The following is an 11,620-nucleotide window of genomic DNA, read 5'->3' as shown; positions in this document are numbered from 1 at the left end:
CCCCCGCGGCGGGGGGGGGGGCGTCAGGCGCCGGGCCGGGGGCGGGGGGGGCGGGCGCGAGGCTGCCCCTGCAGCCAGGGACTGACGCCGGCTCGCGCCCGGCGCCCACCCCGCGGCTCGTCCCCGCGGGGTGGGCGTTGTCTTTTTTGCGCATGCGCCGTTGTCCCCCACATCCCGAGCGTGCTAAATTACCCATGTCCCGACTACAATAGTCGGGATTCGGGGAAAGGGGTGTGGCGATGTCGGGTTACGCCAAGGACGTGCTCGTCTCGACGGAATGGGTCGCGGAACACCTGAAGGACCCGAACGTCCGCATCATCGAGGTGGACGTCGACGCGACGGCGTATGAGGAAGGTCACATTCCCGGCGCGATCGGCCTCAACTGGACGACGGACCTCCAGGACCAGCTGCGGCGGGACATCCTCTCAAAGGAGCAGCTTGAGGCGCTCCTCGGCCGCGTGGGCGTGAGCGAGCAGGACACGATCGTCCTCTACGGCGACAACCATAACTGGTTCGCCGCATACGCGTACTGGGAACTGAAGCTCTACGGCCACGAGAAGCTGTACCTTATGAACGGCGGCCGGCAGAAGTGGATCGCGGAGGGCCGCCCGCTCTCGAAAGAGCGGCCGAACCTGCCGCCGGCGACGTACCGGGCCAAGGATCCCGACCTCAGCCTGCGCGCCTCCAGAGAAGAGGTGCTGCGCTCGCTCGGCAAGGCGGCGCTCGTCGACGTCCGGTCGCCGCAGGAGTTCACCGGAGAGGTCATCGCGCCGCCCGGGATGACGGAGACGGCGCAGCGCGGCGGCCACATCCCCGGGGCGGCCAACGTCCCGTGGAGCCGCGCCGTCAACGAGGACGGCACGTTCAAGACGGCGGAGGAACTCCGCAAGCTGTACGAGAGCGTCGGGGTCACCCCGGACAAGGACGTCATCACGTACTGCCGCATCGGGGAGCGGTCGTCGCACACCTGGTTCGTGCTGCACGAGCTTCTAGGGTACAAGAAGGTCAGCAACTACGACGGCTCCTGGACCGAATGGGGCAGCATGGTGGGAATGCCGATTGAGCGTTGAAGCCTTTTCCGCGAAGGACGACATCTTCGTCCAGGCGTTCTACCGGCGGGTGCTGGGCGGCCAGCCGGACCGCGTGCAGGTCTTCTTCGACGCCGCGGTGCTCGAAAGGTATCGCGGCAAGCCCGGGTTCACGCTGCAGCGGACGAACACGGCGGGCCGGCTGAAGCAGGCGGGCGGGTTCTCGCTGGACTTCGGCATCGCCGCGGACGACGCGCTCATCCACCTGCCCGCGGCGGACCTGGCGAGCCGGCTGCCGGAGAGCGAGCGCGAGCACTGGCTCGCGCACCTGGTCACCCTCCCCCACTCGCGGCACTTCGTGCGGGTGCAGATGACGCCCGGAAGCTGCTTCGACGACGGCGAGATCCGCGAGTTCTGACCATGGGCGGGGCCACTCAAGCGCAGCCCGCAGGGGGAGGCCGGAAGGGGAGGTCAATGGCATGGCCAAGGTCAGCATCTACGTCCCGACACCGTTTCGCCGGCACACCGACGGCGCGGCGGAAGTCGAGGTCGAAGCCGCGACGGTGGGCGAGGCGCTGCGGCGCCTGGCCGAGCGCCACCCCGGCCTGAAGCCCCAGATGTTCACGGAGGACGGGGCGCTGCATGAACACGTGAACGTCTACCTGAACGAGGACGAGATCCGTAGCCTGGCCGGCGTGGACACGCCCGTGCGCGACGGCGACGAAGTCGCCGTCGTGCCGGCGATGGCCGGCGGCAGCAGCGGCTCCGGCGAGGCCGCGGGGAACGCCGGCGCGGGCGGCCGCGCCGGCGTTCCCCTCCTTACGGAGGAACAACTGGAGCGCTACTCGCGGCAGATCCTGCTCGAAGGCGTGGGGCTGGACGGCCAGGCCAAGCTGCTGCAGAGCCGGGTGCTGGTCGTCGGCGCCGGCGGGTTGGGATCGCCGGCAGCGCTCTATCTGGCCGCGGCGGGTGTCGGCGCCATCGGCCTCGTGGACGGGGACGTCGTCGATCGCAGCAACCTTCAGCGGCAGGTCCTGCACGGCTGGGCGGACGTCGGCCGGCCGAAGACGCGGTCGGCCGCCGAGACGCTCCGCGCTCTCAATCCGGACGTGCGCGTGATCGAGCATCCCGAGGTGCTCACGTCGGAGAACGCGATGGACGTGCTGCGCGGCTACGACCTCGTCGTCAACGGCAGCGACAACTTCCCGACGCGGTATCTCGTCAACGACGCGTGCGTCTTCCTCGGCAAGCCGCTTGTGGACGCCAGCATCCTGAAGTGGGAGGGCCAGTTGACGGTGTTCCTGCCCGGCCGCGGCTGCTACCGGTGCCTCTACCCGTCCCCGCCGCCGCCGGGCAGCGTGCCCTCTTGCGCGGAGGGCGGCATCCTCGGCGCCGTGGCCGGGATCATGGGCACGCTCCAGGCTGCCGAAGCGATCAAGGTCCTCCTCGGCGCCGGGGAGCCGATGGCGAACCGCGTGCTCCTGTTCGACGCGTTTTCCGGCCGCTTCCGCACGCTCAAGTGGCGGCGCGACCCGCGCTGCCCGGTGTGCGGCGACGAGCCGACAATCCGCGAGCTCATCGACTACGAGGCGTTCTGCGGCGTGCCCGCGCCGCGCGCGCAGGTCGGCGCGGACGCGGCCGCGGGCGCAGGCCCGGCACACCCGGCGCCGCAGGCGTCCGAGCATGCACCGGCCGCCCGCGCCGCGAGCGCGGACGCGGCGGCTCCCGTCGACGCGGCGAGCGCCTTTCCGCCGTCGGACGGCGCGGAAGTGGCGGTGGCGGCCGCCGCCGCGCACGTCGACGACCCGGACGTCGCCTGGTTCGACGTGCGGGATCCGCACGAGTACGAGCGCGGCCACATCCCCGGCAGCCGGCTGCTGCCCCTGGATGACATCGCGCAGCGCATGGCGGAGATTCCGAAGGACAAGACCTCCATCTTCGTCTGCGACCGCGGCGTGAAAAGCGCCCTCGCCGTCGAGATCCTGCGGGCGGGCGGCTACTCGCGCGCGTTCAACCTGCGGGGCGGGCTCCTCGCCTGGCAGAACAGCCGACTTCCGCTCGTCGCCGGGAAGGAGGCGCGCCCGTGACGGCGACGGTCACCGACATGATCGGCGAGACGCCACTCTTGGCCCTGCGCCGGCTCGCGCCGCCGGGGCGCGAGGTGCTCGTCAAGGTCGAGAGCCGCAACCCCGGAGGCAGCGTGAAGGACCGCATCGCCCTGGCAATGGTGGAGGACGCGGAGCGGCGCGGCCTCCTCCCCCCGGGCGGAACCATCGTCGAGGCGACGAGCGGCAACACCGGCATCGGGCTGGCCGTGGTGGCGGCGGCTCGCGGCTACAAGCTCATCCTCACCATGCCGGAGGACATGAGCGCCGAGCGCCAGCGCCTGCTGCGCTGGCTCGGCGCGGAACTCCACCTCACGCCCGCCATCGAGGGCATGTCGGGCGCCGTCTGGGCCGCGCAGGAACTGGCGCGACAGCCCGGCACCTTCCTCGCCAGCCAGTTCGACAACCCCGCCAACCCGCTCGCCCACTACCGGACGACGGGCCCGGAGATCCTTCGCCAGACCGGCGGGCGCCTGGACGCGTTCGTCGCCGGCGTCGGGACGGGCGGCACGATCACGGGCGTGGGCCGCGCGCTTCGTGAGGCGCTGCCCGGCGTGCGCATCGTGGCCGTGGAGCCGGCGAGTTCCGCCGTGCTTTCCGGCGGCCGGCCCGGGTTCACGCGCATCCACGGCCTGGGCGCCGGCTTCGTGCCCGGCGTGCTCGACCGCTCGCTCATCGACGAGGTCATCGCCGTCCCGGACGAGGTGGCCATGGAATGGTCCGTGCGCCTCGGCCAGGAGGAGGGCATTCTCGCCGGGTTCTCCTCCGGGGCGGCCGTCTACGCGGCCGTCCAGGTGGCCGGCCGCCTGCCCGAAGGGAGCCGCGTCGTGACCGTGCTCCCCGACACCGGCGAACGGTATCTGTCCATGGCCCCCGCGCACCTCGCCGGAGGAGCGACCAAGACGGAGGAGTCCTTATGAAGATTCCGCGGGAGATGTGGGAGGCGATGGTGCGGCACGCCAAGGAGGGTGCGCCGTTGGAGGCGTGCGGCCTTGTCGGCGGCCGCGGCGACGAGGCGCTCGTGTTTCACCCCACGCCGAACGAGGCCGCGAGCGAGGTGTTCTACACCGTTCCGGCCAAGGAGATCCTGCGCTTCCAGCGGCGCCTCGACGCCGAGGGGCTGGAACTGGTGGCCATCTTCCACTCGCACCCGGCGACGCAGGCGTATCCCTCGCCCACGGACGTCCGGCTCGCCTTCTACCCGGACGCGGTGTACCTCATCCTCTCCCTCGCCTCGGAACCGCCGGTGCTGCGCGGCTTCCTCATCCGCGACGGAGCCGTGACGGAGGTGCCGGTGGAAGTCCAACCCTGACGGGCCCCGCTTGCGCCACGGTCTCCCTCATCCGGAGCAGCACCCAGATCTCCACCGGCAGGAAGGCGACGATGAAGAAGGTGTAGTCCACGAGGTTGTAGAGGGCCGGCTTGCCGGACCACACGAACGCCAGCGCGCCGAACGCGAAGAACAGGGTGCACAGGACGGCGATCACGCGGCGGAGCCGGGGTAGCACGTCCAGGTCCACGCCGCGTGCCCGCGCCTGGCGCCCGAGATCGGCGAAGAAGAGGGCGAAAAAGAGGTAGTCGGCGGCGCCGAGCAGGTTGGAGAGCCAGCCGGGCGCGGTCACGCGCGTCCACAGGTCGACGTCGCCGATGGAGAGCGGCCACAGCAGGCGCACGCCGGAAAACCAAAGGAAGACGTCCGCGATGGAGTGCATCGCCATCCCCAGCCACAGGCCCTTGACGAGCCCCCGCCGGCGATCGTTTCCGCGCGCCCAGAGAAGCAGCAGCAGCCCGCAGCACAGCGCCTGGGTCAGGAGGCTGTGGGACCAGGAGCGGTGCAGGCCCAACGCGCTCGAGCCGCGCACCAGGTACGCCGGCCCCATCACGAAGAAGTCGATGTCCGGCAGGATGTTCCCGAGCACGAGCCCGTATTTGAACGCGCCGGCCTCCGTCTGAACGGCCGGGCCCCGCCCGCCGGCCGGATCTCCCGGCCGCAGGAGCCTGGCCGCGTACAGCCCCGCGATGCCGTGCAGGCCTGACTGCGGCATGGGCATCCCCCTTGGAGCCGCAGATTCGGCTACGGGGCGCCGAATCCTGTTGCACAATAGGGCCATGGACCTGCGTCTGCCGGACGATGTCGCCGCGCTCGCCCACGCGCTCGCGCGCGAGCCGGGCCCCTCGGGCGGGCCCGCGCAGGTCTTCCTCGTCGGCGGGGCGCTGCGCGACGCTCTCCTCGGCCGCGAACCGCACGACTACGACCTCGCCACGGACCTTCCGCCCCAGGCCGTCGCGCGGGCGGCTCGCGCCCGCGGGTGGACGGCCGTTCCCGTCGGCGAACGCTTCGGCACCGTGTCGGTGATCGTCGCAGGGCGGCCGATCGAGGTGACGACCTTCCGCGCCGAAAGCGACTACGTGGACGGGCGGCGCCCGGCGCGCGTGGACTTCGTCCAGGACGTCCGCCAGGACCTGGCCCGGCGCGACTTCACGGTGAACGCGATCGCGCTCGGCCTGCCCGGCGGCCGCTGGGTCGACCCGTTCGGCGGCCGCGCCGACCTGCACCGTGCCCTCATCCGCACCGTCGGCGATCCCGCCGCGCGCTTCGCCGAGGACGGGCTGCGTCTCCTGCGCGCCGTGCGGCTTTCGGCCGAATTGCTTTTCCGGATCGAGGACGCGACCTGGCTCGCCATGGCCGCTCACGCGGAAGCGCTGGGACGCGTCGCGGCGGAACGCGTGGGGCCGGAACTGGAGCGCATCCTCCTCGCGCCAGGGGTCGCGGAAGGCCTGCGCCGGCTGGTGTGGTCGGGCCTGGCGGCGGTCGTCCTCCCGGAACTCGTGCCGGCGATCGGCCTGCCGCCCGACCACGAGTATCACGCGCTGCCGCTCTTCGACCACCTCGTCGAGGTGACGCGGCTCGTCCCCCCGCGGCCGGCGGTGCGTTGGGCGGCCCTCTTCCACGACGTCGGCAAGCCCTGGTGCCGCACCGTGGACGGCGCGCGCGTGCACTACTATGGCCACGACACGTTGGGCGCGGACATGTTCGCCGCCGCGGCGCGCCGGCTGCGCCTGGAACGGCGCGTCGCGGAACGCGCGGAGCGGCTCATCGCCCGCCACATGTTCACGTTCGACATCGGCCCCAAGGGCATGCGGCGCCTCGTGGCGCAGCTCGGCGAAGAGGGGGTGCGCGACCTCCTGGACCTCAAGCTCGCGGACATGGTCGGCACCGGCGGGCGCTTCGTGGGCGCCGCGTACGATGCCCTCCTCGACTTCCGCGCCCGCTTCGAGACCACGTTAGCGGCGTCCACGGCGCTGACGGTGCGCGACCTGGCCGTCGACGGGCATGACGTGATGCGGGAGCTCGGCGTGCCGCCGGGCCCGCTTGTCGGCCGCGTGCTCGCGGCGCTGCTGGACGAGGTGCTCGAGGATCCCGCCGCCAACGAGCGCGAGCACTTGCTGCGGCGCGTGCGTGACCTCGGCCAGCAGCTTGGGGAGCAGGCGTAGGCGCCGGCGCGGTCGCCCGTCAACGCCCCGCCAGGTTGAAGCGCCTCAGCGGGCCTCGTCGCCCGGCTCCTGCAAGAGGTCCCGCAGCGCGGCCAACCGCGGGTCCACCGAATCCGGTTCGCAGTCGCACGTCTCCACATTGCGGTTCCGGCCGCATACGGGGCAGAGCCCCCGGCAATCCTCGCGGCAGAGGTGCTTCGGCGGCGCGGCGAGCAGCAGGTTCTGCCGGAACCCCTCGCCGAGGTCGATGTGGCTTCCCGTGTACGGCCAGTACGTGACGCCGTCCTCCTCGCCCTCGCGCTCCGGCACCGGCATCTGCTCGAACACCTCCGGCGTCACGAAGCGCTGCCGGTAGTGGACGGGGATGCGCTCGTCCGCCGGTTCGAGGCATCGGTCGCACGGGTAGCGCACGCGGATGACCCCGTCGACGCGCGCCTCGATGCGCCCGTCCTGGCCGCGCAGCGAGACGCGCGCCTCGTTGCCGGGCAGGATCTCGAACGCCTGGCCGGCGACGTCGAACGACTCCGCCGGGGGTGTCCACATGAAGGACATCGTCCCGCCGTTCGGCCCTTTCACCGGTTGAACGTCGATCCGACTTGTGGCGGACATCCTCGCGCCTCCTCGGGTGCTATGATAGGTTCGGCTTCGGAAAAGGAGTGACCGATTCCTTGAGCGCACGCCGCCTTGCGACGTTGACGGTCGCCGCCATGTACCTCGTCCTGGTCATGGGCGCGCTGGTGACGAATACGGGCTCCGCCACCGGTTGCGGCAACTCGTGGCCGCTCTGCAACGGTCAAGTCTTCCCCGTTCCGAATTTCCATACGATGGTCGAATATGGCCATCGCCTGGTCACGGGCGCGGCCACGGTCCTCGTGCTGTGGCTGGCGGTGGTCGCCTGGCGCGGCGGCCGCCCGCGGCGCGACCGCGCGTTCGCCGTCATGGCCGTCGGTTTTCTGGTCCTGGAATCCATCCTTGGAGCCGCCGCGGTGATGTGGCCGGAACCGCCGGAGGTCCTGGCGACGCATTTCGGCGTGTCCCTGCTATCCTACAGCGGCGTGCTGCTGCTCGCCTTCTCGATGGCCGCCGCGCCGCTCGCGGCCGGACCGGCCTCCGCTGGGGAGCGGCTCGTGCGGCGGCTGTCCTGGGCAGCGCTCGTGTACACGTTCGTCCTCATCTATTCCGGAGCGTATGTGCGTCACACGGGTTCCTTTTGCGTCGGGTGGCCGCTCTGCGACGGAACCGCGATCCCAGCGTTCGCTTCGCGCGAGTTTCCGCAGTTCCTGCACCGCCTGGGCGCCGGCGCGCTGCTGGTGTTGCTCGCCTACCTCTGGCACGCGGCGGCGCGGCTGCGCGCGCAGCGCCCGGACCTGAGCGCGGGCGCCGGCTGGGCGTTCGCGTTCGGCATCCTGCAGGCGCTGAGCGGCGCCATCGTCGTCTTCTCCGGCGTGTCCGCGTTCACGGCGATGATTCACGCGATGATCGTCCCGCTGCTGTTCGGCGCAGAACTCTACGTGGCGCTGCGCTCGGGGTTCAGGTACGCGCCGAGCCGGGATGCGTCCAGCCGCGTGCCCACGTAAAAGGGGCCGAACTCCGCGTAGAGCGCGCTCGCCGGGTCGAAGCGCATCTCGTAGACCAGCTTCTTGAAGTCAAGCGGGTCGTCCGCGAACAGCGTGACGCCCCATTCCCAGTCGTCCAGCCCCATGGCCCCCGTGATGATCTGCACGACGCGCCCTGCGTACCGGTGCCCGACCTGCCCGTGCCCCCGCATCAGGTCTCGCCGCTCCTCGGCGGACAGCGTGAACCAGTTGACCCGCTCTCCGCGGCGCTTGTTCATCGGGTAGAAGCACACGTGCGACTTGTCGGGGATGTCGGGCCTCAGCCGCCGCGCCACGACCGGATTCTCCGCCGGGTCGACGCCCTCGGGCGTGGGCGGCGCGCCGTGCCGGCTGAGCTCGACAACCGAAAGAAATGACGTCGCGCGATGGGTGAAGTCCGCGAGGCGCGTCGCCTGGAACGTGCGCTCCAGTTCCGCGAGCTCGGCGACCGCCGGGCGGAAGTGCAGGAGGAGAAGGTCGCCCTTGTGGCCGACGACGCGGAACAGGCCGAAGCTTCCGCGACCGCTGCCGTTCACGGCCTCCCACTCGGCAAGAAGTTGCGAGGCTTCCCTGACGATCGACGCTCGATCCGCCGGGGCGAGCGCCTTCCACCTGGGCCAGTCGACGGTGCGGATGTCGTGGAGGGCGAACCAGCCGTCCAAGGTTTCCGGTGCTGACACGCGCAGACCCCCTCACGGCCCCAAGTCTACCACTGCCCGTGCGCCGCCCGGCGCGATGAATTCGTTCAGGCGTTCGGTTTAGAATGGACGCATGGACTCGGCCTCGCGGATGGACCGGCGGCGCATCGCCCTGTACAGCGTGGCCCACTTCGTGAACGACTACGCCACCGGCAGCATCCCCGCGCTGCTGCCCCTCTTCGCCGCCGCGCACCACTGGCCGTACCGGTTGCTGGGCGCCCTGGTTCTCGTCGCGAACGGCTGTTCGGCCGCGCTTCAGCCCGTGCTGGGCAGCGTCGCCGACCGCCTCGGCGGCCGCTGGCTGGCCCCGCTGGGCCTCCTGTCGACGGGCCTCGGCCTCGTGCTGGCGGGCCTCGCGCCCACGTACCTGGCCGTGCTGGCGGCCGTCGCGGTGGCCGGCGTGGGCGCGTCGGCGTTTCATCCTGAGGCCTCGCAGGGCGTGCGCCGGCACGCCGGCGACCGTCCGGCGACGGCCCTGTCCTGGTTCCAGGTCGCCGGCAACGCGGGCATGGCCGCCGGTCCCCTCGCCGTGGCGCTCTTCGTCCACGCGGGCGCACTCGGCCGCATCAGCTGGATCGGCCTTCCCGCGTTCATCGTCGGCGTCCCGATGCTGGCGCTCGCCTGGCGCAGCGGGCGCCGGACGGAGGCCGCTCCGCCGACGGAGCGGGTCGGCGGCGCGGGTGGCGGCGGCCCCACGGGACGGGGCGCCGGGCCCGTCCATGGTGAAGGCGACGCCGTCTCCCCGCTGCCCGGGTCCCGCGCGCGCCTCGCCCTCGCGCTGCTGTGCCTGGTCATCGCGCTGCGGTCATTCATCCAGGTGTCGCTGGGCACATACGGAGCGCTGTATTACCAAGAGACCTACGGCTGGTCGGCGGCGGCCGCGGACTACCTCATGTTCGCCTTCCTGCTCGTGGGGGCCATCGGGACGCTCGTGGGCGGGTACGTGGCGGACGCCATCGGAGAGCGGCGGGTGACGTGGTTCTGCCTGGCGCTGCTCGTCGCCCCGGCGCTCGCCTTCCGTCTGCTGCCGCCGGTGCCCGGGGCGGCGTTCCTCGTGCTGAGCGGCGCGCTTTCCATGGGCAGCTGGTCGGTCACGACGAGCTACGGGCAGCGCCTGCTGCCGCATCGGTTGGGGATGGTCTCCGGCGTCACCACCGGCCTGACGATCGGGACCGCGGGCGTCGCAGCCGTCGCGCTGGGCTGGATGGCCGACGCGATCGGACTCTCCTGGGTGCTCGACGCGGCGATCGCGTGCACGCTTCCCGCGGCGCTTCTGGCCCGCGCGCTGCCCGAACTTCACGCGCCGCTGCCGCGCCGGGCGGAAACGGCCGCAGTCTGAACGGCGACCGCGTTCAGGTCGCCGAGGGTGCCGCGCCGGCTTCCCGCCACAGCCGTTCGACGCGCCAGCCGCAATCCGCATCCCCCTGAAGCCGGTAGACGTCCGGCATCGTCATCCGCCGCCAGAAGGCGTGGTCGACGGACGGGTCCACGCATTGCAGGACGAGGGCCAGCAGGTTGCCGTGCGACGCGACGACGACGTGCCCGTTCGCATGCCGCGCCATGATCGCTTGCAATGCCGTCCAACCGCGGGTCTGGGCGGCGCGGTTCGACTCCCCACCCGGAAGCGCCTCATCCGGGTGTTCCCACGTCCAGCGCACGGCCGCGTCGAAGTCCTCCACCGCGCCGGCCGCCAGGCGCCGTTCCGCGAGCGACTCGACCAGTTCCACGGTCAATCCGCGGCGCTCCGCAAGCGGCGCCACGGTGTCGCGCGCCCGCCGGGCGGGGCTGGCGTAGACGGCCTCGATCGGAAACGGTTCAAGAAGGTCGGCCACCCGGCGGGCGTCCGCCTCACCGCGCGCCGACAGCGGCCGGTCCTCATCCGGCGCCCAGTCCGCGTGCGCGTGGCGCACGAGGTACAACGTCACCATCGAGATTGCATCCTCCGCATCCGTCCGGCCATGCGGCCGGGCGCAAGCCGAGTCGCTGGCGCACGTCGGCCAGCATGGCCGGCACTTCGGGAATGCAGGGGCACTCCCTCAGGATTTCGCCGAGCCAGAACGCCGCTTCCGCCCATTGTCCCCTCGATTGAGCCTCGCAGGCGCGGTCGAAGTAGACGAAGACCGGATGCACCTTGATCTCCAGCTTGGACCGGTTCCCCCGCCCCGGCCGGGGGTCCCAGCGGACGAGCCCCCAGCGCGAAAGGCGGCGCAGCGTCTGCTGCGCCGCCCGAGGCGAACAGTCCCACCATTCGGCCAGCTCTTCAATGGTGACGGCCGCCGCGTCCCGGCAGGTTTCCAGATTACCGCGGCCAGAGCAGCCATCCTGCTCCCGAATCGCCGCCTCCGGAGCCCGGCGCCGCTCCAGCCGGGCCCAGAACGCTCGCGCCCGATCCCGACCGGCCCCGACCGCCTGTGTGCGGCGTCTTCCCGGTGGGGCCCGTCGTGCCCGGAGGAGTTCCCCCCGGGCTTGTCGCGCCCGGCGCCGTTCCCCCCGGACCGGTCGCGCCCGGCGCCGCCTCTCCCGTTCCCGGCGGATTCGACCCCGGCCCGCCGGGAACGGCCCCGCTCGGGGACGATTCGCTCGGGGACGGCTCGCCCGGCGGAGTCTGGCCGGGCGGGGCCTCGCTCCCGCCACCCGGCTCCGGTCCCCACGGCACCGTGGGGTTCTGCAGCTGGAACAGGCGCTGCAACAACCCGGCG

Annotated in this window: 13 protein-coding genes; 8 read left to right on the top strand and 5 right to left on the bottom strand. The window is 71.9% G+C overall.

The features are described from left to right. The first annotated feature begins 233 nt into the window (after positions 1-233). From IRZ18_05985 to IRZ18_05965, 5 genes are all read left to right on the top strand, one after another. Positions 234-1,070 (top strand): sulfurtransferase, encoded by an 837-nt coding sequence (locus IRZ18_05985; GenBank protein ID MBX5476657.1) that lies wholly within the window; start codon positions 234-236, stop codon positions 1,068-1,070. Next, positions 1,060-1,446: a hypothetical protein gene (locus tag IRZ18_05980; GenBank protein ID MBX5476656.1), complete on the top strand. Its 387-nt coding sequence runs from the start codon at positions 1,060-1,062 to the stop codon at positions 1,444-1,446. Before IRZ18_05985 ends, IRZ18_05980 begins: the two co-directional genes overlap by 11 nt. Before the next feature lie 61 nt (positions 1,447-1,507). After that, positions 1,508-3,115: a molybdopterin-synthase adenylyltransferase MoeB gene (gene moeB, locus IRZ18_05975; GenBank protein ID MBX5476655.1), complete on the top strand. Its 1,608-nt coding sequence runs from the start codon at positions 1,508-1,510 to the stop codon at positions 3,113-3,115. Between the two features lie 17 nt (positions 3,116-3,132). Continuing rightward, positions 3,133-4,053: a cysteine synthase A gene (gene cysK, locus IRZ18_05970; protein ID MBX5476654.1), complete on the top strand. Its 921-nt coding sequence runs from the start codon at positions 3,133-3,135 to the stop codon at positions 4,051-4,053. Then, positions 4,050-4,445, top strand: a complete 396-nt coding sequence (locus IRZ18_05965; GenBank protein ID MBX5476653.1) for a M67 family metallopeptidase — start codon at positions 4,050-4,052, stop codon at positions 4,443-4,445. The genes cysK and IRZ18_05965 overlap by 4 nt, the downstream gene beginning before the upstream one ends. On the opposite strand, the gene IRZ18_05960 is transcribed toward IRZ18_05965, so the two are convergent. Beyond that, the gene (locus tag IRZ18_05960) at positions 4,396-5,178 is read right to left on the bottom strand and encodes a metal-dependent hydrolase (protein ID MBX5476652.1); all 783 of its coding nucleotides are present in this window, start codon (positions 5,176-5,178) and stop codon (positions 4,396-4,398) included. The genes IRZ18_05965 and IRZ18_05960 overlap by 50 nt on opposite strands. A 64-nt stretch (positions 5,179-5,242) precedes the next feature. Here IRZ18_05960 and IRZ18_05955 point away from each other — a divergent pair, with 64 nt between their 5' ends. Beyond that, positions 5,243-6,628 (top strand): HDIG domain-containing protein, encoded by a 1,386-nt coding sequence (locus tag IRZ18_05955; protein MBX5476651.1) that lies wholly within the window; start codon positions 5,243-5,245, stop codon positions 6,626-6,628. A 45-nt stretch (positions 6,629-6,673) separates the two neighbouring features. On the opposite strand, the gene IRZ18_05950 is transcribed toward IRZ18_05955, so the two are convergent. After that, a complete protein-coding gene (locus IRZ18_05950) occupies positions 6,674-7,237 on the bottom strand; it encodes a DUF177 domain-containing protein (protein ID MBX5476650.1) in 564 nt (187 codons plus the stop codon). A gap of 59 nt (positions 7,238-7,296) precedes the next feature. Here IRZ18_05950 and IRZ18_05945 point away from each other — a divergent pair, with 59 nt between their 5' ends. Then, positions 7,297-8,205 (top strand): heme A synthase, encoded by a 909-nt coding sequence (locus IRZ18_05945; protein ID MBX5476649.1) that lies wholly within the window; start codon positions 7,297-7,299, stop codon positions 8,203-8,205. Here IRZ18_05945 and IRZ18_05940 read toward each other — a convergent pair. Further along, complete coding sequence (locus IRZ18_05940) at positions 8,136-8,909, bottom strand: heme-dependent peroxidase (protein ID MBX5476648.1); 774 nt, start codon at positions 8,907-8,909, stop codon at positions 8,136-8,138. The genes IRZ18_05945 and IRZ18_05940 overlap by 70 nt on opposite strands. Positions 8,910-8,994: 85 nt before the next feature. Between IRZ18_05940 and IRZ18_05935 the strand changes: the two genes are divergently transcribed. After that, complete coding sequence (locus IRZ18_05935; protein ID MBX5476647.1) at positions 8,995-10,260, top strand: MFS transporter; 1,266 nt, start codon at positions 8,995-8,997, stop codon at positions 10,258-10,260. Positions 10,261-10,273: 13 nt separating this feature from the next. On the opposite strand, the gene IRZ18_05930 is transcribed toward IRZ18_05935, so the two are convergent. Together IRZ18_05930 and IRZ18_05925 are read right to left on the bottom strand one after the other, a co-directional pair. Further along, positions 10,274-10,849 carry a histidine phosphatase family protein gene (locus tag IRZ18_05930; protein ID MBX5476646.1) on the bottom strand — a complete coding sequence of 192 codons (576 nt, stop codon included), beginning with the start codon at positions 10,847-10,849 and terminating at the stop codon, positions 10,274-10,276. After that, the gene (locus IRZ18_05925) at positions 10,797-11,555 is read right to left on the bottom strand and encodes an SgrR family transcriptional regulator (GenBank protein MBX5476645.1); all 759 of its coding nucleotides are present in this window, start codon (positions 11,553-11,555) and stop codon (positions 10,797-10,799) included. Before IRZ18_05925 ends, IRZ18_05930 begins: the two co-directional genes overlap by 53 nt. Positions 11,556-11,620: the final 65 nt, after the last annotated feature.

The sequence above is a fragment of the Clostridia bacterium genome (assembly GCA_019683875.1).
Taxonomy (GTDB): domain Bacteria; phylum Bacillota; class Sulfobacillia; order RBS10-35; family Bu92; genus Bu92.
Note: the sequence above shows the minus strand (reverse complement) of the source record. Positions and strands in the feature narration are given on the sequence as shown.

What these genes read in the sequence shown, in the direction of transcription:
- cysK (MBX5476654.1), top strand. Translation starts at nt 3,133, where the DNA reads ATGATCGGCGAGACGCCACTCTTGGCCCTGCGCCGGCTCGCGCCGCCG.
- IRZ18_05955 (MBX5476651.1), top strand. Translation starts at nt 5,243, where the DNA reads ATGGACCTGCGTCTGCCGGACGATGTCGCCGCGCTCGCCCACGCGCTC.
- IRZ18_05960 (MBX5476652.1), bottom strand. Translation starts at nt 5,178, where the DNA reads ATGCCGCAGTCAGGCCTGCACGGCATCGCGGGGCTGTACGCGGCCAGG.
- IRZ18_05950 (MBX5476650.1), bottom strand. Translation starts at nt 7,237, where the DNA reads ATGTCCGCCACAAGTCGGATCGACGTTCAACCGGTGAAAGGGCCGAAC.
- IRZ18_05935 (MBX5476647.1), top strand. Translation starts at nt 8,995, where the DNA reads ATGGACTCGGCCTCGCGGATGGACCGGCGGCGCATCGCCCTGTACAGC.
- IRZ18_05965 (MBX5476653.1), top strand. Translation starts at nt 4,050, where the DNA reads ATGAAGATTCCGCGGGAGATGTGGGAGGCGATGGTGCGGCACGCCAAG.
- IRZ18_05930 (MBX5476646.1), bottom strand. Translation starts at nt 10,849, where the DNA reads ATGGTGACGTTGTACCTCGTGCGCCACGCGCACGCGGACTGGGCGCCG.
- moeB (MBX5476655.1), top strand. Translation starts at nt 1,508, where the DNA reads ATGGCCAAGGTCAGCATCTACGTCCCGACACCGTTTCGCCGGCACACC.